This is a genomic window from Streptomyces similanensis (assembly GCF_039543625.1).
Taxonomy (GTDB): domain Bacteria; phylum Actinomycetota; class Actinomycetes; order Streptomycetales; family Streptomycetaceae; genus Streptomyces; species Streptomyces similanensis.
In genome coordinates, this window is record NZ_BAABKC010000025.1 from 48725 (window position 1) to 71496 (window position 22772).

18 protein-coding genes are annotated in these 22772 nt (G+C 74.6%); 15 read left to right on the forward strand and 3 right to left on the reverse strand.

Annotation, left to right across the window (positions count from 1 at the left end; translation table 11 throughout):
* Nucleotides 1-118: 118 nt before the first annotated feature.
* Nucleotides 119-2389: a putative bifunctional diguanylate cyclase/phosphodiesterase gene (locus ABEB07_RS09080; RefSeq protein WP_345667787.1), complete on the forward strand. Its 2271-nt coding sequence runs from the start codon at nt 119-121 to the stop codon at nt 2387-2389.
* A 181-nt stretch (nt 2390-2570) separates the two neighbouring features.
* Here the strand turns inward: ABEB07_RS09080 and ABEB07_RS09085 are convergent, their stop codons facing one another.
* Nucleotides 2571-3158, reverse strand: coding sequence for a TetR/AcrR family transcriptional regulator (locus tag ABEB07_RS09085; RefSeq protein WP_345667788.1), 588 nt, complete (start codon nt 3156-3158; stop codon nt 2571-2573).
* 101 nt (nt 3159-3259) lie between these two features.
* Here ABEB07_RS09085 and ABEB07_RS09090 point away from each other — a divergent pair, with 101 nt between their 5' ends.
* The 12 genes from ABEB07_RS09090 to ABEB07_RS09145 all read left to right on the forward strand — a co-directional run bounded on the left by ABEB07_RS09090 (nt 3260) and on the right by ABEB07_RS09145 (nt 15473).
* Nucleotides 3260-3631: a DUF4267 domain-containing protein gene (locus ABEB07_RS09090; protein WP_345667789.1), complete on the forward strand. Its 372-nt coding sequence runs from the start codon at nt 3260-3262 to the stop codon at nt 3629-3631.
* Nucleotides 3632-3757: 126 nt separating this feature from the next.
* Nucleotides 3758-4054, forward strand: coding sequence for an Asp-tRNA(Asn)/Glu-tRNA(Gln) amidotransferase subunit GatC (gene gatC / locus ABEB07_RS09095; RefSeq protein ID WP_009190762.1), 297 nt, complete (start codon nt 3758-3760; stop codon nt 4052-4054).
* 3 nt (nt 4055-4057) lie between these two features.
* Nucleotides 4058-5551, forward strand: coding sequence for an Asp-tRNA(Asn)/Glu-tRNA(Gln) amidotransferase subunit GatA (gene gatA, locus ABEB07_RS09100; RefSeq protein WP_345667790.1), 1494 nt, complete (start codon nt 4058-4060; stop codon nt 5549-5551).
* Nucleotides 5548-5790 carry a hypothetical protein gene (locus tag ABEB07_RS09105; protein ID WP_164587284.1) on the forward strand — a complete coding sequence of 81 codons (243 nt, stop codon included), beginning with the start codon at nt 5548-5550 and terminating at the stop codon, nt 5788-5790. Before gatA ends, ABEB07_RS09105 begins: the two co-directional genes overlap by 4 nt.
* A gap of 16 nt (nt 5791-5806) precedes the next feature.
* Entirely contained in the window at nt 5807-7318 is a 1512-nt protein-coding gene (gene gatB, locus ABEB07_RS09110) for an Asp-tRNA(Asn)/Glu-tRNA(Gln) amidotransferase subunit GatB (protein ID WP_176150601.1), read from the forward strand.
* A 197-nt stretch (nt 7319-7515) separates the two neighbouring features.
* Nucleotides 7516-7959, forward strand: a complete 444-nt coding sequence (locus ABEB07_RS09115) for a hypothetical protein (RefSeq protein WP_345667791.1) — start codon at nt 7516-7518, stop codon at nt 7957-7959.
* Between the two features lie 195 nt (nt 7960-8154).
* Nucleotides 8155-10383: an MMPL family transporter gene (locus ABEB07_RS09120; protein ID WP_345667792.1), complete on the forward strand. Its 2229-nt coding sequence runs from the start codon at nt 8155-8157 to the stop codon at nt 10381-10383.
* A complete protein-coding gene (locus tag ABEB07_RS09125; RefSeq protein ID WP_345667793.1) occupies nt 10361-10945 on the forward strand; it encodes a GNAT family N-acetyltransferase in 585 nt (194 codons plus the stop codon). The genes ABEB07_RS09120 and ABEB07_RS09125 overlap by 23 nt, the downstream gene beginning before the upstream one ends.
* A 35-nt stretch (nt 10946-10980) precedes the next feature.
* The gene (locus tag ABEB07_RS09130) at nt 10981-11583 is read left to right on the forward strand and encodes a hypothetical protein (protein ID WP_345667794.1); all 603 of its coding nucleotides are present in this window, start codon (nt 10981-10983) and stop codon (nt 11581-11583) included.
* Nucleotides 11584-11789: 206 nt separating this feature from the next.
* Nucleotides 11790-11960, forward strand: coding sequence for a hypothetical protein (locus ABEB07_RS09135; RefSeq protein WP_345667795.1), 171 nt, complete (start codon nt 11790-11792; stop codon nt 11958-11960).
* Between the two features lie 203 nt (nt 11961-12163).
* Nucleotides 12164-15223: a helix-turn-helix transcriptional regulator gene (locus ABEB07_RS09140; protein ID WP_345667830.1), complete on the forward strand. Its 3060-nt coding sequence runs from the start codon at nt 12164-12166 to the stop codon at nt 15221-15223.
* A 37-nt stretch (nt 15224-15260) separates the two neighbouring features.
* Nucleotides 15261-15473 carry a DUF6191 domain-containing protein gene (locus ABEB07_RS09145; protein WP_345667796.1) on the forward strand — a complete coding sequence of 71 codons (213 nt, stop codon included), beginning with the start codon at nt 15261-15263 and terminating at the stop codon, nt 15471-15473.
* 24 nt (nt 15474-15497) lie between these two features.
* Here ABEB07_RS09145 and ABEB07_RS09150 read toward each other — a convergent pair whose 3' ends face one another.
* On the reverse strand, nt 15498-16658 hold the full coding sequence (locus ABEB07_RS09150) for a PQQ-dependent sugar dehydrogenase (protein ID WP_345667831.1): 1161 nt from the start codon (nt 16656-16658) through the stop codon (nt 15498-15500).
* A 72-nt stretch (nt 16659-16730) separates the two neighbouring features.
* Nucleotides 16731-17729: an aldo/keto reductase gene (locus ABEB07_RS09155; protein WP_345667797.1), complete on the reverse strand. Its 999-nt coding sequence runs from the start codon at nt 17727-17729 to the stop codon at nt 16731-16733.
* Nucleotides 17730-17807: 78 nt separating this feature from the next.
* Between ABEB07_RS09155 and ABEB07_RS09160 the strand changes: the two genes are divergently transcribed.
* Both ABEB07_RS09160 and ABEB07_RS09165 read left to right on the forward strand, forming a co-directional pair.
* Entirely contained in the window at nt 17808-18797 is a 990-nt protein-coding gene (locus ABEB07_RS09160; RefSeq protein WP_345667798.1) for an NAD(P)-dependent oxidoreductase, read from the forward strand.
* Nucleotides 18798-19205: 408 nt separating this feature from the next.
* Nucleotides 19206-22526: a putative bifunctional diguanylate cyclase/phosphodiesterase gene (locus tag ABEB07_RS09165; protein WP_345667832.1), complete on the forward strand. Its 3321-nt coding sequence runs from the start codon at nt 19206-19208 to the stop codon at nt 22524-22526.
* The last annotated feature ends 246 nt before the right edge of the window (nt 22527-22772 follow it).

Here is a 22772-nt window from a genome sequence, read left to right on the forward strand (position 1 = left end):
TCCCCCGTGCTCCGACGAGCGCGGGGAAGGGTTTTCCGGCGCGGTGCCGGTGCGGGCCGAAGGGGCGCCGCACCGGGGCCGCGTGGTGTGGGCACCGCCGGCTGTGAGAGGGACGGGAATGGAACCGACCGAGAGCGCCGCCCCGCACTCGCGGCTGCGCCGGGTGACCGGCGCATGGCGAGGGTGCCTGCGGCGGACGGCGGAGCGTTCGGGTACGGAACAGCACGCGGGGCGCGCGCCCCTGGCCGTGCGCCCCGCCGCACACCACACCGTCGCGCGCCCGCAGCTCCACCCGGCGGCGGCCGGCCGAACGGCCGCCGGACCGCTCGGCGCGGGATCCCGCACCGAGCGCCCCGCGCCGCGCGCCGCGCTCGCCCCCGCGGTCGTCACCGCCGCCGCCCTCGTCCTCGGGGCCGGCGTCCTGCGGTCGTTCACCGGCGCGCACGCCCTCTTCCCGTCCGGCGCCGCCGGCTGGTCGCTGGCCGTGCTCACCGGCGTCGTCGTCGGCCACCTCGTCATGCTCGGCCGCGCCCGCTGGTCGGGCGGCACCGGCTCCGGCGCCGCCCTCACCCTCGCCGTGCTCCTGCTCTACGGCTGGGTGCCCGCCGCCATGGTCAGCCTCGCCGTCGTCGTCCTGGCCGGCGTGGCCCGGCGCGGGCGGTGGCGGCCCGGTGTGCTGTGCGGCGCCGCGGACCTCCTCGGGATCGCCGCCGCCGCGCTCCTGCTGGGCGCCTGCGGCCGGGTGCCGACCGTGGAGCAGCCCTGGGACCCCGGCGACTGGACCGCGTACGCCGTCCCCGAAGTGGTGCTGGCGGCGGCCGTCTACCTCGCCGTCACCCGTCTGCTGATCTGGTGCCTGCACGCCCCGCGCACCGGCCCGCTGCCCACCGTCGCCCGCCCCGCCCTGATCCGGCAGGGCCTCCTCGCGATCGCCCTGCTCGGCATCGCGCCCCTGCTCTGTGTCGTCGCCGTCGCCCAGCCGGTGCTGCTGCCGCTGTTCGCCATCCCGCTCATCGCGCTCGACGCCACCTTGTGGATCGCCCGCGCCCGGGCCGAGGAGCAGCTGCGCGACCCGCTGACCGGCCTGCCCAACCGGCAGTGGCTGCTGGAGCGTATCTGGACCGCCCTGGACGACACCGAACGCGCCGGCGGCCGGGCCGCCCTGCTGCTGATCGACCTCGACCGGTTCCGCTCGGTCAACGACACGCTCGGCCATCTCGCCGGGGACCGGCTGCTGCTCCAGATCGCCGACCGGCTGCGGCAGGCGCTGCCCCGCGGGGCGGAGGCCGCGCGGCTGGGCGGCGACGAGTTCGCCGTGTTACTGCCGGTCGCCGACTCCACCACGTCCGCGACCCGCATCGCCCGCCAGCTCGTCACCGCGCTCAGTTCGCCGCTCGACCTCGACGGCCTGACCCTCGTCCTGGAGGCCAGCGCCGGCGTCGCCGTCTTCCCCGACCACGCCCTGGACGCCGAGGGCCTGCTGCGCCGCGCCGACGTGGCGATGTACCAGGCCAAGCGGGACCGCACGGGGGTGGAGGTGTACGAGTCCAAACGGGACTCCAACACCCCCGACCGGCTCGGCCTGCTCGGCGATCTGCGCCGCGCCCTGGACGCCCACGAGGTCCAGCTGCACTACCAGCCCAAGGTCCGCTTCGACGGCCAGGTCGCCGGCCTGGAGGCACTGGTGCGCTGGGTGCACCCGGAGCGGGGCAAGGTCCCGCCGGACGAGTTCATAGCGATCGCCGAGTCCTCGGGGCTGATGCCCCACCTCACCGAGTACGTGCTGGAGACCGCCCTCGCCCAGGTCGCCCGGTGGCGCGCCCAGGGCCTGTTCACCCCGGTCGCCGTCAACGTCTCGCCGCGCGACGTGCACACCCCCGGCTTCGCCGGCTCGGTGGCCGCCCGGCTGGCCCGGCACGGCGTCCCGGCCGGCGCGCTCCAGCTGGAGATCACCGAGCACGTGCTGCTGGAGGACCCGCAGCGGGCCGCCGACACGCTGGCCGGGCTCACCGCGCACGGGGTGAAGATGTCGCTGGACGACTTCGGCACCGGCTACTCCTCGCTGGTGCACCTGCGGCGGCTGCCGGTGAGCGAACTGAAGATCGACCGTTCCTTCGTGGCCCGCCTCGCGGTGGACACCGAGGACGCCGCGATCGTGCGCTGCACGGTCGACCTCGCCCACTCCCTCGGGCTGCTCGTCGTCGCGGAGGGCGTCGAGGACGACGAGACCTGGGAGCGGCTGCGGGACCTGCGCTGCGACGCCGTGCAGGGCTGGCTGGTGGCCGCCGCGATGCCGCCCGAGGAGACCACGGCGTGGCTCCGCGCCCGCGGCTCCCAGGGCTGGGTCCGCCCCGCCGCGGCCCTTCCCGCCGCGGCCACCGACGACTGAGCCGCCACCCCCCGACGAACCCCCGCCCCCCTCCGGGGCCACCCGGGCGCGCCCCGCACCCATCCCCTCGGCCTCCCGCCCATTCCCTCGGCCTTCTGCCGGTGACTTCGGCCGCCGCCGTCCGGCCTCCCGCCGCCGTCCCGGTGGCCCGCCGCCCGGAAGTCCGCGGGCCGGTTCCGGGTCAGTCCCGGTCGGGGGGTGCGAAGTGGCTGGTCAGGAGGGCCAGGCGGCGTTCGTGGGCGGGTTCGGGGAGGCGGCCGCCGCGCATCAGCGTGACCAGACCGTGCAGTCCGGCCCAGTAGGTCTCCGTCAGCAGTCCCGGCTCGTCGCCCTGGGCCGCGACCGGCTCGACGGCCCGGACCAGTTCGCCGAACGCCTCGTGCAGCGCGGCGGGGGCCTCCGGCGTCGCGAACGGCAGGTCCACCGGGTGGGTGAAGATCGCGTCGTAGAGCGCGGGCCGCCGCCGGGCGAAGGCGGTGTACGCCTCGCCGACCGCCGCCAGCGCCCGCCGCGGGCTCCCCGCCGCCGCGCGCGCGGCGCGCAGCTCGGCCGCGAGCTCCGCGCAGCCCTGCACCGCGACCGCCGCCATGATGGCGCTCTTGCCCCTGAAGTGGCTGTAGAGGACCGGCTGGCTGTACTCGATCTCGGCCGCCAGCCGGCGCGTGGTGACCGACTCCCAGCCCTCCTCCTCCGCCAGCTTCCGCGCGGCCGTCACGATCAGCCGCTCCCGCTCCGCCCGTTCACGCTCCCTGCGCCGCTGGATCGTCATGAACGGATTCTATCAGTGCTAGCCAATCTGTCGTCGCTCTGCTAGCTTCGCTTCATCGCCTAGCGACGCTAGGAACCGGATCGCCGATGAGGAGAAGTGACATGACCACCACCGCCTACACCGTGGCCGTCCTGCTCGACCTGTTCTGCGTGTTCCTCGCCTACCGCTTCCTCTTCCAGCCCGGACCGGCCGCGGCCGGCTACGGCGTCCCGGCCGACCCGCGCGGCGACGCCGGCGCCTACCTCTCGATCAAGGGCGTCCGGGACGGCGCCCTCGGCGTGGTGGGCCTGGCCCTGCTGGCCTTCGCCGGCGCCCGCGCCGAGGCGTGGTTCATGCTCTGCGTGGCACTCGTCCCGCTGGCCGACACCCTGATAGTCCTGCGCCACGGCGGCGCGAAGGCGGTCGCGTTCGGCGTCCACTTCGCCACCGCGGCCGTCGTCCTGGTCTGCGCCGGACTCCTCTTCGCGCTCTGAGCCGGGCGCACCGGGAGCCCGCGGGGCCGCCACGCCGGGATGCGGGGAGAAACCGCTGCACGGGCACACGGCCCCGCCCCATAGGATTGGCTCCACACCACACACACTCACCCAGAGGAACGCTGCATGCCTGGCATCACGCGCGAGGAGGTCGCCCACCTCGCCCGGCTGGCGCGTCTGGAGCTGAAGCCCGAAGAGCTCGACCACTTCGCGGGACAGCTGGACGACATCATCGGCGCGGTGGCCCGCGTCAGCGAGGTCGCCGACCGAGACGTACCGCCGACCTCCCACCCGCTGCCGCTGACGAACGTCATGCGCGCGGACGAGGTCCGTCCGTCGCTCACCCCCGAGCAGGCGCTCTCCGGCGCCCCGGCCCAGGAGCAGCAGCGTTTCAAGGTGCCGCAGATCCTGGGGGAGGAGTAAGCCATGACGGACATCATCAAGCTCACCGCGGCCGAGACCGCCGAGAAGATCGCCTCCGGCGAGCTGACGGCCGTCGAGGTCACCGAGGCGCACCTGGCCCGCATCGAGGCCGTCGACGAGAAGGTGCACGCCTTCCTGCACGTGGACCGCGAGGGCGCCCTCGCCCAGGCCCGCGCCGTGGACGAGAAGCGGGCCCGCGGCGACAGGCTCGGCCCGCTGGCCGGCGTGCCGCTCGCGCTGAAGGACATCTTCACCACCGAGGGCGTGCCGACCACCGTCGGCTCCAAGATCCTCGAAGGCTGGATCCCGCCGTACGACGCGACGCTCACCCAGCGGCTCAAGGCCGCCGACGTCGTCATCCTCGGCAAGACCAACATGGACGAGTTCGCCATGGGCTCCTCCACCGAGAACAGCGCCTACGGGCCCACCGGCAACCCCTGGGACCTCACCCGGATCCCCGGCGGCTCCGGCGGCGGCTCCAGCGCCGCGCTCGCCTCCTACCAGGCCCCGCTGGCCATCGGCACCGACACCGGCGGCTCCATCCGCCAGCCGGCCGCCGTCACCGGCACGGTCGGCGTCAAGCCGACCTACGGCGCGGTCTCCCGCTACGGCATGGTCGCCTTCTCCTCCTCCCTCGACCAGGGCGGCCCCTGCGCCCGCACGGTCCTGGACGCGGCCCTGCTGCACGAGGTGATCGCCGGCCACGACCCGCTGGACTCCACCTCCATCGACGAGCCGGTCCCGCCGGTGGTCGAGGCCGCCCGCAACGGCAGCGTGGCGGGCATGCGCGTCGGCGTGGTCAAGCAGTTCCGCGGCGAGGGCTACCAGGCCGGCGTCGTGCAGCGCTTCGACGAGGCGGTCGAGCTGCTGCGCTCGCTGGGCGCGGAGATCGTCGAGCTGGACTGCCCGTCCTTCGACCTCGCCCTGTCGGCGTACTACCTGATCGCGCCGTCCGAGTGCTCCTCCAACCTGGCCCGCTTCGACGGCCTGCGCTACGGCCTGCGCACCGGCGACGACGGCGGCCACTCGGCGGAGGAGGTCACCTCCCTCACCCGTGAGGCGGGCTTCGGCCCCGAGGTCAAGCGCCGCGTCATCCTCGGCACCTACGCGCTCAGCTCCGGCTACTACGACGCGTACTACGGCAGCGCCCAGAAGGTCCGTACGCTCATCAAGCAGGACTTCGACAAGGCGTTCGAGCAGGTCGACGTGATCGTCTCCCCGACGACCCCGACCACCGCCTTCCCGATCGGCGAGCGCGCCGACGACCCGATGGCGATGTACCTCGCCGACCTGTGCACCATCCCGACCAACCTGGCGGGCAACGCGGCCATGTCCCTGCCCTGCGGTCTCGCCCCGGAGGACAACCTCCCGGTGGGCCTGCAGATCATCGCCCCGGTGATGAAGGACGACCGCCTCTACAAGGTGGGCGCCGCCGTCGAGGCCGCGTTCGTGGAAAAGTGGGGACACCCGCTGCTCGAGGAGGCTCCGTCGCTGTGAGTAACGCACTGTCCAAGGCCAAGGGCTTCAAGAAGTCCAAGTCCGGTACGTACCTGTCGATGGCCACGACCGCGTTCGGCGCGCTGGGCGTCGCCAAGCAGATCAAGAAGGCCCGCGCCGAGAGCGACACGCTGCGCCTGATCGACGCGTCCGTGTCCGCCGTCGCGATCGTCACCGGCCTCGCCATCCTCTACCGCGAGCTGAAGCGGCTGGGCGACGACGACGTCCTGCTGGGCTGAGAGGGAAGTTTTCACCGTGACCACCACGACCGACCTGGTGTCGTACGAGGACGCGCTGGCGTCGTACGACCCCGTCATGGGCCTTGAGGTCCATGTCGAACTCGGCACCGCCACCAAGATGTTCTGCGGCTGCTCGACCGCGCTCGGCGCCGAACCGAACAGCCAGACCTGCCCGGTCTGCCTCGGCCTGCCCGGCGCGCTCCCGGTCGTCAACGCGACCGGCGTCGAGTCCGCCGTCAAGATCGGTCTCGCGCTGAACTGCGAGATCGCCGAATGGTGCCGCTTCGCCCGGAAGAACTACTTCTATCCGGACATGCCGAAGAACTTCCAGACCTCCCAGTACGACGAGCCGATCGCCTTCGGCGGCTACCTCGACGTGCAGCTGGAGGACGGCGAGACCTTCCGCGTGGAGATCGAACGCGCCCACATGGAGGAGGACACCGGCAAGTCGACGCACGTCGGCGGCGCCACCGGCCGCATCCACGGCGCGTCCCACTCCCTGCTGGACTACAACCGCGCCGGCATCCCGCTGATCGAGATCGTCACCAAGCCGATCGTCGGCGCCGGCGAGCGCGCGCCCGAGGTCGCCAAGGCCTACGTCCGTGAGCTGCGCGAGCTGATCCGCGCACTCGGCGTCTCCGAGGCCCGCATGGAGATGGGCCAGATGCGCTGCGACGTGAACCTGTCGCTGATGCCCAAGGGCGCGGACAAGTTCGGCACCCGCAGCGAGACGAAGAACGTCAACTCGCTGCGGTCCGTCGAGCGGGCCGCCCGGTTCGAGATCCAGCGGCACGCCGCGGTGCTCTCCTCCGGCGGCACGATCATCCAGGAGACCCGCCACTTCCACGAGGACACCGGGTCCACGACCTCGGGCCGCGTGAAGGAGGAGGCCGAGGACTACCGGTACTTCCCGGAGCCCGACCTGGTGCCGGTGGCGCCCTCGCGCGCCTGGGTCGAGGAGATCCGCGCCGCGCTGCCCGAACTGCCGCTGGCCCGCCGTACCCGCCTGCTGGCGGAGTGGGGCATCTCGGCCACCGACATGCAGGCCATCCTCAACGCCGGCGCGCTGGAGCCGATCGTCGCCACCATCGAGGCCGGCGCCGACGCGACGTCCGCCCGCAAGTGGTGGATGGGCGAGCTGGCGCGCAGCGCCAACGAGTCCGGCACGTCCCTGGACGAGCTGGCGATCACCCCGCGGCAGGTGGCCCGGGTGACCGAGCTGGTCACCTCCGGCGACCTGAACGACAAGCTGGCGCGCCAGGTCATCGAGGGCGTCCTCGCGGGCGAGGGCACCCCGGACGAGGTCGTCGACAAGCGCGGTCTGAAGGTCGTCTCCGACGACTCCGCGCTCGGCACGGCCGTGGACGAGGCCATCGCCGGCAACCCCGGCGTCGCGGACAAGATCCGCGGCGGCAAGGTCGCGGCGGCGGGCGCGCTGGTCGGCGCGGTCATGAAGGCCACCCGCGGCCAGGCCGACGCGGCCCGCGTCAAGGAGCTGATCCTGGAGAAGCTGGGCGTCTCCGAGTAGCACCCGCGCGGCGGTGCCGGCCCCGGCCGGTTCCGCCGCCGCACCGAAGGGCGCGTCCCGGTCCACTCCGGGGCGCGCCCTTCGGCCGTCTCCGCCCGTTCCCCGCGTGGCGTCCCCCCGCCCCGGGCCGCGCCGGGCGCCGGGCGGGCCGCCCCCGCCGACCGCCGCCCCAGGTCCGGCGGCTACGCTCGCCCGCCATGAGTGGACGCGTCGATTCCGAAGCCCCCGCCGCCATACCCCGGCCGGACGGCGCCGAGACCGCCGACCCGCGGGACGAAGCTCCTGACTCACGGGACGAGGCCACCGCCCCGCGGGACGAGACCGGGACCGCACCCCTGACGCCCTCGGGAACCGCCCCCGGCGAGGACGATCACGACGGCTCCCACGACCTCGCCGAGGTCGCGCGCCGGGCGCGCTGGACGGCGGGCGGGGCCGGGGCGCTGCTGGCGCTCGCCGGACTCGCCGCCGCGCTCCTGCGGCTGACCGGCTCGGCCCCGGCCCTCGTGGGCTGCGCCTACGCGGTCGGCGCCGCCCTGTGCGCCCCGGCGTCCCTGCTCGGCCTGCGCGGGCACACCCGGCGGGCGCTGTGGCTGATGGTCGCCGGCGTGATGGTGATGGCACTCGGAGACCAGTTCGACTGACCGTCCGGCCCGCCCGGCAGCCCCCGTCCCGTGACATCACCCATAATGATGTGAATAACGACACGAACACGGTCAACGATCACATTCGCCTGCAAGAGTGTTTCTTCCTTGCTCATGCGTTCTTTGCGGGCCGTTCCGTTCATGGACGACTGTTCCCGGTCAAAGATCCACAAACCGTCCTCTGGGAGCACGTTCGTGGCAGCCCTCGCGCGCTGGTGTGTCCGGCACCGCCTCGTCACCGTTCTGCTCTGGCTCCTCGCCCTCGGCGGGGTCACCGTCGCCGCCGCCGTCACCGGCCCGGCGTACTCGAACGACTACGAGGTCCCCGGCACCGAGTCCGGCCGCGCCACCCAGCTGCTGCGCGAGGGCTTCCCGGATCTCGGCGGCGACAGCGACACCGTCGTCTGGCACACCGCGTCCGGCACCGTCCGCGCCGCCGACGTGGAGCAGACGATGACCCGCACCCTGGACCGCGTCGAGTCGCTGCCCGGGGTGGCCTCCGTGGTCAGCCCCTACCAGGGCCGGGGCGCCGGCCAGATCAGCGCCGACAGCCGCACCGCGTACGCGACGGTCACCTTCACCCATGCTGCCCAGGACATCCCCGAGTCCCAGAGCCGGGCCGTGGTCGGCGCGGCGAAGGCCGCCCAGGGCGACGGGCTCCAGGTGGAGCTGGGCGGCGGCGCGATCGGCGGCACCCAGTCCTCCGGCGGACACCTCGCCGAGATCGTCGGCGTGGCGATGGCCGCCGTCGTGCTCCTCCTCGCGTTCGGCTCGCTCGCCGCGTCCCTGCTGCCCATCGCCACCGCGCTGGTGAGCGTCGGCACCGCCTACGGCGCCATAGAGCTGCTCGGCCACGCCATGACGGTGGCCGACTTCGCGCCCATGCTGGGCATGCTGATCGGCCTCGGCGTCGGCATCGACTACGCGCTGTTCATCGTCACCCGGCACCGGCGCGGCCTCAAACGCGGGCTCACCACCGCCGAGGCGGCCGCGAACGCCGTCGCCACCACCGGGCGCGCCGTCGTCTTCGCGGGCGCCACCGTCTGCATCGCCCTGCTCGGCATGCTGATCCTGCGGCTCGGCTTCCTCAACGGCGTGGCGATCGCCGCCGCCTCGACCGTCGCCCTCACCGTCGCCGCCTCGGTGACCCTGCTGCCCGCCCTGCTGTCCTTCATCGGCCCGCGCGCCCTGAGCCGGCGCGAGCGGCGCAGACTGGCCGAGCACGGCCCCGAACCCGAGCTGCCCACCGGGTTCGCCGCCCGCTGGTCGGCCTTCGTGGAACGCCACCCCAAGCTGCTCGGCGTCCTCGCCCTGGCCGTGATCACGGTGCTCGCGCTGCCCACCCTCTCCCTCCACCTCGGCACCTCCGACCAGGGCAACGACCCCGCCTCCTCGACCACCCGGCGGGCCTACGACCTCGTCGCCGACGGCTTCGGCCCCGGCGTCAACGGACCGCTGACCCTCGTCACCCGCGTGGACGACGCCAAGGACCGGCTCGCCCTGGAGGACCTCGGCAGCGCCCTGCGCACCACCGACGGCGTCGCCGACGTCACCCCGGTCACCTACGACGGCGGCGGCGCCACCGCCTACCTGACCGTCGTCCCCGACTCCGCGCCCCAGTCGCAGCGCACCAGCGAACTGGTCGACCGGCTGCGCACCGAGGTGCTGCCGCGCGCCGAGACCGGCACCTCGCTCGACGTGCAGGTCGGCGGCGTCACCGCCGGGTACGACGACTTCGCGGGCGTGATCGTCGGCCGGCTGCCGCTGTTCGTCGGCGTGGTCGTCGGCCTCGGCTGCCTCCTGCTGCTGCTCGCCTTCCGGTCCGTCGGCATCCCGCTCAAGGCCGCCGCCATGAACATCGCCGCCGTCGCCGCCGCCTTCGGCGTCGTCGTCGCGGTCTTCCAGTGGGGCTGGGGCAGCGAGTTCCTGGGCCTGGGCCGGGCCGGCCCCATCGAGCCGTTCCTGCCCGTGATCATGGTCTCGGTGCTGTTCGGGCTGTCCATGGACTACCAGGTGTTCCTGGTCAGCCGGATGTACGAGGAATGGCTGGCCACCGGCGACAACCGCCGGGCGGTGCGCGTCGGCCTCGCCGAGACCAGCCGGGTGATCAACTCGGCGGCGGTCATCATGATCTCGGTCTTCCTCTCCTTCGTGCTCGGCGGCGACCGGGTGATCGCCATGTTCGGCATCGCGCTGGCCGCCGCGGTCGCGCTGGACGCCTTCGTGCTGCGCACCCTGCTCGTGCCCGCCCTGATGCACCTGCTCGGCCGCGCCAACTGGTGGCTGCCGCGCCGGCTGGACCGGGTGCTGCCCCGGATCAGCATCGAGCCGCCCGAGTGCCGCGCCGCCCATGAGAGGCTCGGCGACGTCGTCGTGGCACTGGAGAAGGAGCGGCAGCCGGATGTACGCGATATCGCTGGGTGAGGACGGAGCACGACTGCGGCCCCTGGAGCCCTGGCACGCCGAGGAGTTCCTCGCCCACCTGGACCGCGGACGGGAGTTCATCACCCGGCACATCCCGTTCGGCGCGCACGCCACGGACCCTAACTCCGCCCGCGCCCTCCTCCAGGCGTACGCGGACAAGCACGCCGCGGGCACCGGCTTCCTGCACGGGCTGTGGCTGGACGGCGTACTGGTCGGCGGGCTGCTGTTCCGGATCTTCGACACGGCGAGCGGCACCTGCGAGATCGGCTGCTGGCTGGAGCCGGCCGGAACCGGGCGCGGACTCGTCGCGCGCGGCGCGCGCGTCCTGATCGACTGGGCCTTCGAGGAGCGCGGCATGCACCGTGTGGAGTGGCACGCCTCCTCGGCCAACGAGCCGAGCGTCAACGCGGCGCGGCGCCTCGGCATGACCCGTGAGGGCGTGCTGCGCCAGAGCGTCTCCTACCGGGGCGTGCGCCAGGACATGGAGGTGTGGGCGGTGCTCGCCCCCGAGTGGCGCGCGGCCCGCGCGGGTACCGCGCCCGCCGGTCGCGACGATCATTAAGAGACCTCTCAGAGAGCGTCCGTACGGTGCGGAGCATGGGAACCAAGACCGCAGCCGAGACCGCCGCCGAACCGAAGATCGAAGACAAGAAGGCGGACCTTGCCGGGTCCGCTCCCACCGAGGACACCGCCGCCGCCCCCGCCGCTGAACCCGCCACCACCCCGGCGCCCGCCGCCGAGGAGACGGCCGCCGCCGACGCGGATGCCGTGGACGCCGCGGACCCCGCAGGCGACGGCGGGCAGGCCCCCTCCCCAGTGGGCCAGGGCGCGGGCGCCGTCGTCGCCGCCGCGCTGGGCGTCGTCTCGCTCAGCGGCGGCTGGCTCGGGACCGTCGCCTCCGCCCGCGAGCAGCTGATCGGCCAGCTGCGGACCTCCACCTCCGCGAGCGTCGCCACCCAGATCAAGGAGGTCTACGGCGACGCCTGGCACACCACCGCGCTGTGGGCCGGGGTGTTCGCGCTGGCCGCCGTGATCGTCGGCGTCGTCGTCCTCGCCCGGCCCGCGTTCGGCGCCGCGCGCGCCCCGCAGACGCCGTGGATCAAGTCGGTGGCCTGGGCGGGCGTCGTCCTCGGCGTCGTCGGCCTGCTGCTGGCCGTACTGAAGTACACCGACGCCCTCCTCGCCCTCCCGTCCGCCTGACCGGACCGGCACCGCGACCGCAAGGGGTCCTCAGGCCCGCCGTACGCACCCGACGGCGGCCCTAAGGACCCCTTCCGCACGTCCCTAAGGCGTCGGGCGCCGCCCAAGATGCGGAACTCTCCCGATGCCCGCGACCCCCTGGGAGACGAAGGTGGACGCATCGCCACCCGGCGACGCCACGACCGCCTCTCACCCAGGGACACACCATGTTCGAGTACGAGTACCTCCAGCTGCGCTCCGCCGAACTGCGCCGTGAGGCCGAGCAGGCGCGACTGGCCCGTTCCGTGGCCCGCGCCCGCCGCGCCGCCCGCCGCGAGAACCGCGAGGCGGAGAGCCAAGACACGCCCTTCCGCCATCGCTTCACCCCAGCCGCGTGAGCACACAGGCGGACGGGGCCGGTCCCACGGGGGTGGGCCGGCCCCGGTCGTCGCTGACCCCGGCGCCCGCCCGACCCGTACCCGCCCGACCCGTACCCGCCCGATCCGTACCCGCCCGACCCGCACCGGCCGTGAGCCGCACCGCGGTCGTCCGTCCGCCCGCCGCCGGGAAAACCGTTCCCGCGCTGTCGGCGCCGCATGCGATGCTCGGGCCTGTGGAGAACAGGTCCGTCAGTCCGGTGTTCGTAGGCCGCCAGAGCGAACTCGGCACGCTGAACGACGCGCTCGCCCGCGCGGGGGCGGGGGAGCCGCAGGCGTTGCTGCTCGGCGGCGAGGCCGGGGTCGGCAAGACCCGCCTCATCGAGGAGTTCGCGGCCGCCGCCACCCGCCGCGCGGCCGTCGTCGCGCTCGGCGGCTGCGTGGAGATCGGCGCCGACGGGCTGCCCTTCGCCCCGTTCTCCACCGCCCTGCGCGCCCTGCGCCGCGCCCTGCCCGGCGAGTTCGACGCCGCCGCCGCCGGACAAGAAGAAGAACTCGCCCGGCTGCTGCCCGAACTCGGCGGCGAACCGGCCGCCGCCGCGCGCGGCGCCGGCCGGCACGACGAGGAGGGCATGGCCCGCCTCTTCGAACTCACCGCCCGCCTGCTGGAGCGGGTCGCCGCCGGCCACACCGTGGTGCTCGTCCTGGAGGACCTGCACTGGGCCGACGCCTCCACCCGGCACCTCCTCGCCTTCCTGCTGCGCACCCTGCGCACCGGCCGCCTGCTCGTCCTGGCCAGCTACCGCTCCGACGACATCCACCGCCGCCACCCGCTGCGCCCCCTGCTCGCCGAACTGGACCGGCTGCGCACCATCCACCGCATCGAACTGGCCCGCTTCACCCGGCAGGAGGTGGCCCGCCAGATCGCCGGCATCCTCGCCGCCGAACCCGACCCGGCCCAGATCGACCAGATCTTCGAACGCTCCGACGGCAACGCCTTCTTCGTCGAGGAACTCGCCAGCTGCACCGGCACGGACTGCCCCGACCTCAGCGACTCCCTGCGCGACCTGCTCCTGGTCCGCGTGGAGACGCTGCCCGAGACCGCCCAGCGGGTCGTGCGGATCGCCGCCGAGGGCGGCTCCACCGTCGAGTACCGGCTGCTGGCCGCCGTGGCCCGGCTCGCCGAGGACGACCTGATCGAGGCGCTGCGCGCCGCGGTCAACGCCAGCGTCCTCACCCCCGCGCCGTCCGGCGACGGCTACCGCTTCCGGCACGCCCTGGTCCGCGAGGCCGTCAGCGACGACCTGCTGCCCGGCGAGCGCTCCCGCCTGGACCGCCGCTACGCCGAGGCCCTGGAGGCCGACCCGACGCTCGTCCCCGCCGACCAGCGCGTCACCCGCCTGGCCAGCTACTGGTACCACGCCCACGACCCCGCCAAGGCGCTGCCCGCCGTCCTGGACGCCTCCGTCGCCGCCCGCTCCCGGCACGCCTACAGCGAGCAACTGCGCCTGCTGGAGCGGGCGATGGAACTGTGGGACGCCGCACCCGAGGAGGTCCGCGCCCGGCTGCGGGCCGCCGACTACGTCGAGGCCTACCTCGCCTGCGGCAGCGACGGGGCGCCCGTCCCGCTGCGCTACCTCGACCTGCTGGCCGAGGCCGCCGTCGCGGGCCGGCTGTGCGGCGAGCGGGAACGCGCCATGAAGCTCGCCAAGCGGGCGCTGCGCCTGCTGGACGAGGAGCACGACCCGCTGCGGGCCGCCTGGTTCTGGGTCCAGCGCTCCCGGCTGGTCCAGCAGAGGTCGCACGGCGACGGCTGGCGGGAGCTGGCCACCGCCCAGGACCTGGTGCGCGGACTGCCGCCCTCCGAGGTGCACGCCGAGGTACTGGCCCACGTCGCCAACTGGTCCATGGTCCACATCCCGGGCCCGGAGGCCGTCTCGGCCGCCGAACGGGCCGTGGAGTACGCGCGCATGGTCGGCGCCCGCGAGATCGAGATGAACGCGCGGCTCACCCTGGGCGGCCTCATGGTCGACGCCGGGCACGTCGAGGCGGGCCTCGCCGAGATGCACGAGGTCAACCGGCGCACCGTGGCCGACGGCATCTCCGCCGTCGCCGGCCGCTCCTACATCAACCTGCCCTCCGAACTGGAGGCCGTGGGCCGCTCCCGCGAGGCCGTACCGCTGCTGGAGGAGGGGCTCGCCTACACCCGCGGTCACGGCCTGCTCGACCACGAGGCCTGGGTGTGGGGCAACCTCGCCGAGTCCCTGTCCAGCCTGGGCCGCTGGGACGAGGCCGCCGAGGCCGTGGCCCGGTCCGAACGGATCGGGCAGAGCGCCAAGCCGGGCGCCTTCCACGCCAGGAACCGCGCCGAACTCGCCCTCGCCCGCGGCGACCTGCCCGAGGCGGCACGCCAGCTGGCCCTGGCGCTCGACACCTACGGCAAGTACGACAACGCCCCGCAGCACTCCATCCCGCTGGCCCGGCTCGCCATCGCCGTCGCCGCGGGCGAGGGCCGCCTGAGCGACGCCCGCGCCGCGCTCGACCGGGTCCTGGAGAGCGGCTTCCCGCCCGGCACCCACCGCTACGGCTGGCCCGTGCTGTTGACCGCCGCCGCCATGGAGGCCGGGGCCGCCGACCCGTCCGCCGCCGACCCGGAGCGCGCCGCCGTCCTCGAACGCGTCCGGCGCGCCGCCCGCACCCTGCCCACCGTCGTGCCGCTGTGGCGGGCGTACGAGAGCTGGGTGCGGGCCGAGCTGCTGCGCGCCGAGGGCCGCGACCGGCCCGAGGAGTGGACCGGCGTCGTCGCCGCCTTCGAGACCCTGGAGCGCCCCTACGACCTCGCCCGCGTCCGCTACCGCCTCGCCGCGTCCCTGCTGGCCGACGAGGACGGCGACCAGCGCGCGAGGGCCACGGAACTGCTCCGCCTCACGCACGCCGTCGCCGAGCACCTGCACGCCCGGCCGCTCGCCGACTCCGCGACCCGGCTCGCCCGGCGCGGCCGGCTGACCCTGACCACCGCGCCGGACCGGCGGGCCGCGGACGCCGACCCGGCCGAGTCCCTTGGCCTGACCCGCCGGGAGCACGACGTGCTGCGCCTGGTCGCCCAGGGCCGCACCAACCGCCAGATAGCCGAGGAGTTGTTCATCTCCCCGAAGACGGCCAGCGTCCACGTCTCCAACATCCTCGCCAAGCTCGACGTCTCGGGCCGCGGGGAGGCGGCGGCGGTGGCGCACCGGCTGGAGCTGTTCGCCCACGACACGCTCTCCGCCCCGGCGGTCGGATAGTCGTACGGTGGGGGGGACGACCGGAGGGGAGCGGGCCGTGTTCAACGCTTTCGAGGAACTGTTCGCACCAGGGCGCAAGCACACCAGCGACGAGAAGCGGCGCCTGGAGCTGACCCGGGAGGACACCGGCGACGGCGACCCCGGACGCGGCCCCGTCGACCTCGGCTCCGGAAGGATCGTCGTACGCCTGCCGAGGACGCCCCCGGAGGACTCCGGGCCCGACCAGGAGGCCGGCCCCGGCGAGGACTGAGCGCGCCGGACCACCGCGCCCCCGCTACGTCACCCGCAGCTCCAGGATGCGGTCGTCGCCCTTCTTCGGTGTGCCGCGGCCGTCGGTGTCGCTGGTGACGAGCCACAGCCGGTCGCCGCCCGCGGCGACGACCGTGCGCAGCCGTCCGTAGGTCCCGGTCAGGAACGCCTGCGGCGCCGCGGAGGCCGCCGTGCCCTTCAGCGGGACGCGCCACAGCCGCTCGCCGCGCAGACCGGCCAGCCAGATCGAGCCCGCGGCGTAGGCGATGCCGCTGGGGGAGGCCCGGTCGGTGTGCCACTGGGCGATCGGGTCGCGGAACCGGCCGTCGCCGGACTTCCCTTCCGCGTCCGGCCAGCCGTAGTTTCCGCCGGGCGTGATCGCGTTCAGCTCGTCCCAGGTGTCCTGGCCGAACTCGCCGGCGAACAGGCGCTGCTTGCCGTCCCAGGCCAGGCCCTGCACGTTGCGGTGGCCGTACGAATAGACGGGGGAGTCGGGGAAGGGGTTGCCGGGGGCGGGCGCGCCGTCCGGGGTCAGCCGCAGGATCTTGCCGCCCAGGGACTTCCGGTCCTGGGCCAGCCCGCGTTCGCCGCTCTCGCCGGTGCCCGCGTAGAGCATGCCGTCGGGGCCGAAGGCGATCCGGCCGCCGTTGTGGATGACGCCCTTGGGGATGCCCTTGAAGATCGTGTCGGGCGCTCCCAGCTGGTCGCCGGCCGGGCGCTTCGGGTCGTAGAGCATCCGGACGAGGCGGTTGTCGGAGGCCGAGGTGAAGTAGGCGTAGATCAGGTGGTCGGAGGCGTAGCGGGGGGAGAGGGCGATGCCGAGGAGGCCGCCCTCGCCCTGCGCCGCCACCCCGGAGACGGCGCCCAGCTCGGTCTTGCGGCCCGTCTTCTCGTCGACCCGGACGATCGTGCCCCGGTCACGGGAGGAGACGAGCAGGCCGCCCTCCGGGAGCGGGGCGAGTCCCCACGGCGAGTCCAGGCCCTCGGCGACCGTGCGCACCACCCGCACCGTGCCCTTGGCCGGCGGCGCGGTCTCGGCCGGCCGGGCCGGGGCCGGGGACGACGCCGTGGCGCCGGGCGTTGTGGAGTGATGGCCGGACGGCGACCGGCCGGAGGAGCATCCGGCCGCCAGCACGAGGACGGCGGCGGCCAGCAGCCCGGGCACGGCTCGACGTTGCACGATCAGGTCCCTTCGACGCGGCGGGTCCTCCCACTGATACACCCTCGTGCACCGCTCGCGCCCGGTACGGGACCCACCTCAGTCCCAGGACCCCCGCGCCGCCGGCAGCCGTCCCAGCTCCGCCAGGTCCCGCGCCGTCAGCCGCAGCCGCGCCGCGCCCGCGTTCTCCGTCACCCAGCGCTCCTGCTCGGCGCCCGGCACCGGGATCACCTGCGGGCCCTGCGCCAGCACCCAGGCCAGCGCCACCTGCGCCGCGGTCACCTGCTCGCCGTGCCGCGCGGCCACCCGCCGCAGCCCGGCCACGATCGGCTGGTTGGCGGCCATCATCTCGGCGGTGAAGCGCGGATGCCGGGCCCGTACGTCGTCCGGCTCGAAGCCCTGGCCCGGCGTGAGCGTGCCGGTCAAAAAGCCGTTGCCCAGCGGCATCGCGGCCAGGAAGCCGACGCCCCGCGCCGCGCACCACGGCAGCAGCGCGACCAGCGCCTCCGGCGACCACACCGACAGCTCCGCCTGCACCGCGCTCACCGGGAACACCTGCTGCACCCGCTCCAGCCGGCGCACCGCCCCGTCGTACGGCAGCGTCCCCGGCCGGCGCCGGCCGTGCGCCTCCAGCGCGCACAGGCCCAGCGCCCGCACCTTCCCGGCCCGCACCAGCTCCGCCATCGCCCCCCAGGTCTCCTCCACGGGCACCTCCGGATCGGGCCGGTGCAGCTGGTAGAGGTCGATCACGTCCGTCTGGAGCCGCCGCAGCGACGCGTCGCAGGCCCGGCGCACGTACCCGGGACGGCCGTTGGCCACGATGTGCTGGTCGCCCGCCAGCAGGCCCACCTTCGTCGCGACGAAGGCGTCCGCCCGGCGCTCCTTCAACACCCGCCCCACCAGCAGCTCGTTGGTGAACGGGCCGTACACGTCGGCCGTGTCCAGCAGCGTGGAGCCGAGGTCGAGCGCCCGGTGCACGGCCCGCAGCGAGGTCTGCCCCCGCTGCCGGGACGCGCTGTAGGAACAGCTCATCGGCATGCACCCGAGTCCCACGGCCCCCACCGCCCGTGCGCCCGCGCCGATCGTCCTGCGCTCCACCTCGCCGTAACCCTCCCTCGCCTGCGGTTGACCAACCTAACCTCTGCCTCTCCGCGCCCCTGACATAGCCTCCTGACCATGACCGCTGACGTGTGGCTGCCCATCCCGCCGGACGAGATCGCCGGGCTCCCGGACGGGCCGCACTACCTGTTCTGGGAGGGCGGGGACGACGGGCGCCAGGAGTACCCCGCGGACCCCGCCGACTGCGCCTTCTACGTGGTGCCGTACATGCGGCCCGCCGCCCTCGTGACGCGCCCCATGCCGCTGATGCGCTCGGTGCGCGTCGTGCAGACGCTGTCCGCCGGCACCGACAACGTCGAACCGGGCCTGACGGCGCTGCCGGACGGCGTACGGCTGTGCAACGCGCGCGGCGTGCACGAGGCGAGCACCGCCGAACTCGCCCTGACCCTCGTCCTGGCCGCCCTGCGCGGCATCCCCGGCTTCGTGCGGGCCCAGGACCGCGGCGAGTGGCCGGCCGGCGCCTTCTACCCCGCCCTCGCCGACCGGAGCGTCCTCATCGTCGGCTACGGGGCCATCGGCGCCGCCATCGAGGACCGGCTCGCGCCCTTCGAGCTCGCGCGGGTGGCGCGCGTTGCGCGCTCCGGTCGCACCACGGCGCGCGGTCCCGTGCAACCGCTCACCGATCTGCCCGAGCTGCTCCCGCACGCCGACGTCGTCATCCTGTCCACGCCCTTGACGCGGGACACCCGCGGCCTGGCCGACGCCGCGTTCCTGGCCCGGATGAAGGACGGCGCGCTGCTGGTCAACGTGGCGCGCGGCCCGGTCGTCGACACCGGGGCGCTGCTGGCGGAGCTGGAGAGCGGCCGGATCACCGCCGCCCTCGACGTCACCGACCCCGAGCCGCTGCCGCCGGAGCACCCCCTGTGGCACGCGCCCGGCGTCCTGATCAGCCCGCACGCCGGCGGCCCGACCTCGGCGTTCCGGCCGCGCGCCGAACGGTTGCTGGTGGGCCAGCTGACCCGTTTCGTGAACCGTGAGCCGCTCGCCAACGTGGTCCTCACGACGGGCCCGGCCGGCCGGACGACCACGGGCGCGAAGGGCGCGTAGTTCCGCTTCGGGCACCGTCCGCGATCCTCCGGACGCGGTGCGTACCCGCATATGCGCTGGTCGTCACGGAGCGTAGAGCAGCTATGTCCCTGAGTGACGATACTGGTGTATCGTCCCGACAGGGGCTGCGCCGGGGACATCGGCGCCGGGGACGGACATTCCAGACTGTGAACTGTGAGGGGGGCGACGGGCGATGCACGGCCTATGGACGAACCATCCGACGCGGCGGGGCCGCCACCGCAAACCCTGGAGCACGGCGGCGCGCGACCGCGGCCGGCCCCCGCACGGCGGCCGGCCCCAGCGGCACCGGCCCGCAATCCGCGGCCGGCACCCGCAGACGGCGCGCCGGGACCCGCTGGACCCGTCGGCGCGCACCGGGAGGGACCGGTGAGCCCGCCTCCCTCCGTCATGACCACGCTCAGCAAGACGCCGCGCGGCCAGCTGGCGCCCGGCGTCCTGCCGTCCCGGTCGCCGGCCACCGCCGACGCCGCCCGCAAGACCGTGCCGCAGCTCGTCCTGGCGCTGGTGTGCGCGGGGTACGCGGTGGGGTCCGCCACCGGCTGGGGCTCGCACGAGGTCGCGCTCGTCATGGGCGACTTCGGGCTCAGCGCCGCGGCCGCGGCCGCCGCCGTCTCCTGCGTGCGGTACGCGCGCGGCCACGGCGTCCGCTTCCGGCTCGCCTGGCTGCTCTTCGGCCTCTCCTCCACGATGGCGGCCCTGGGCAACGCGGTCTGGGGGTGGTACGAGGTCGTCCTCGACGAGCAGGTGCCCAGCCCCAGCTACGCCGACCTGTTCTTCCTGTGCTTCGCCCCGCCCGCGATCACCGGCCTGCTGGTGCTGGCCAAGCGGCCGGTGAACCGGGCCGGCTGGGTGTGCCTGGCGCTGGACGCCTGGCTGATCGGCGGCTCGCTGCTCACCCTCTCCTGGAGCCTCGCGCTGGCCCAGGCGGCCAAGTTCGACGGCCCGAGCGTCGCCTACACCGCGCTCTCGCTGGCCTACCCGCTGCTGGACATCGCCCTGGTCAGCATGGTGCTCGCGCTGCACTTCCGGCGCTCGCGGAGCAACCGCAGAGCGGTGAACACGGCGATCGGCGGCCTGGCGCTGACCGTGCTCAGCGACGCCCTGTTCACCTCACCGCTGCTGCACCACACCTACCGCTCCGGGCAGCTCCTGGACGCGGGCTGGTTCGCCGGCTCGCTCATCCTCGCCTACGCCCCCTGGGCGGCGACCCGGTTCGCCCGCACGGCCACCGAGCGGCACGCGTCGGCCCGGCCCGGCACCGGCCCCGCGGCGCCCGAGGCGCACCCGCACGACGCCCGCCCGCCGGCGGACACCGCCCGCCCGCACACCGGCGAGCACGACGGTCCCGCCGGCGACCACGTGGGCGACTACGGCGGCGACTACGGCGGCGACCACGGAGGCGACGCCCACGAGCGCGTGGCCGACGGACCCCCGCCCGCCGACGGCCGCCCGGGCGGCGGCGCGTCCGGACACGTGCCCGGGCAGCGCCCGGGCGAGGACGGCGGCCGCCTCCGCCCGCCCACGCCGGACGGCGACCACGGCCGGCGCCCGCCCGGCGGGCGCGAGCGCCACCCGAACGGCGAGCACGACCGCTACGCCGACGGCGGCCACGACCGCTACCCGGCCGGCCGGCCCCTCGCCGGCTCCCTGGCCGCCCTCACGCCGTACCTCGCCGCCGCCGTCTGCACCCTGGGCATCCTCTACAACGTGCTCGACGGGCACAGCGTCGACCGCGTGGTGCTGATCACCGCCGGAGCCGTGGTGCTCGCCCTGCTCGTGCGCCAGGGCATCACCCTGCTGGAGAACATCACCCTCGCCCAGGAGCTGGCCCACAAGGAGAACCACTTCCGCTCCCTGGTGCAGGGCTCCAGCGACGTCATCATGATCGCCGCGCCCAACGGTGTCCTCCGGTACGTCTCCCCGGCCGCCGCCGGGGTCTACGGCCGGCCCGCCGAGGAACTGGTCGGCACCGAACTGGCCAGTCTCATCCACCCGGAGGACCTCGGCTGCGTGGTCCACGAGGTGCGCCGCTTCCTGGCCGCCAGCCCGCACGAGGAGCCGACCACCCGCATCGAGTGCCGCTTCCGCTCCGGCGGCCGCAGCGCCGTCCGCCCGGGCGGCGCCGAGAGCGGGGGCGGCTGGCTCAACGTCGAGTCGACCATCAACCGCCACCACGGCGGGCTGATCTTCAACAGCCGGGACGTCACCGAGCGGGTCCGCCTCCAGGCGCAGCTCCAGCACAACGCCGAACACGACCCGCTCACCGACCTGCCCAACCGCGCCCTGTTCACCCGGCGCGTGCGGCAGGCCCTGTCCGGCCGACGCAGCACCGACCGGGGCACCGCCGTGCTCTTCCTCGACCTGGACGGCTTCAAGGGCGTCAACGACACGATCGGCCACCAGGCCGGGGACGAACTGCTCGTCCAGGCCGCCCGCAGACTCCAGGAGGCGGTCCGGCACGGCGACACCGCCGCCCGGCTCGGCGGCGACGAGTTCGCGGCGCTCATCGTCGGCGACGGCGGCCGCGACCACACCGCACGCGAGGGCCACATCCTGGAGCTGGCCGACCGGCTCAGAGTGACCCTGTCGCAGCCCTACCTCATCGACGGCAACGATGTCCGCGTCGCCGCCTCCATCGGCGTCGCCTTCGCCGAACCGGGCCTCGGCGCCGGCGAACTGCTGCGCAACGCCGACCTCGCGATGTACCGCGCCAAGGCGGCCGGAAAGGGCCGGGTCGAGCTGTACAAGCCGCAGATGCAGCAGGACGTGGTGCGCCGGGCGGGCCTGGCCGGCCGGCTGCGCTCCGCCCTGCACGACGGCGAGTTCACCCTGCTGCACCAGCCGGTGGTGCGCCTGGCGGACGGCCGGATCACGGCGGTCGCCGCCCAGGCCCGCTGGCGCTCCTCCCAGGGGGTGCTGTTCACCCCGGCCGAGTTCCTGCGGGCCGCCGAGGACGGCGACCGGCCGGCCGAACTGAGCCGCTGGCTGCTGGAGGAGGCCGTCGCGCAGGCCGCCGATCGGGCCAGGACCGGGCCGGCCGTCTCCGTGGTGGTCCGGATCGCCGCCCGCCGCCTGGTGGACCGCACCCTGCCCCCCGGCGCCGTCGAGACCCTGCTGACCCGGCACGGGCTGCCCTCCGGCGCCCTGGTGATCGAGCTGGCCGACACCGACCCCAGAGTGCCGCTGGACGAACTGGAACGCCGGCTGTCCGCCCTGCGCCGGCTCGGGGCGCGGATCGCCCTGGACGGCTTCGGCGGCGGCCACGGGACCGTCACGGCCCTGCGCAGGCTCCCCGTCGACGTGCTCGGGCTCGACCGGGGCCTGGTCGAGGGCGTCGTGGAGTCGGCCCGGCTGCACAAGATCACCGGCGGGCTGCTCCGGATCGCGGGCGATCTCGGACTCCAGTCCGTGGCCGAGGGCGTGGACCTGCCCGAACAGGTCGTCGCCCTGCGCGCGATGGGCTGCACCCACGCCCGGGGCGCGGCCTTCGCCGGCCCGCTGGACGAGTACCGGCTGCGCCGGGCGCTCACCGCCGGCTGCTACCCGGTGCCGCCCGGGCCAGCCGAACCGGTCTTCGCCGGCAAGGGAGTGGCCGCGTTCACCGCCGGGGTGCCGGCGGTGCTCGGCGGCGGGGCGAAGGCCGGGGTCGGGAGCGGGGGCGGGACGGCCCTGCGCCCACATGATGAGACGCCCGTCCCACCCACTTGACAGTGGGTGCGCGCCGGGGGGAGGGTCAGTGCCATGCGCACCCGAATTCTCGTACTTGGACAGCGCGTCGGCTGAGCTGGGACCCACCGGAGGAGAGATCCGGAATCCCCAGCGACCCACACCGGCGCGCTCCCCTCGCTTGCCTCACGGCACGAGGGGTTTTTTGTTGCACGGGCACCCTCCGTACAGCACTCGCACACCGTGCGAACCCGGCGAAAGCCGACAGCAGACCCTCGCACAATCCTC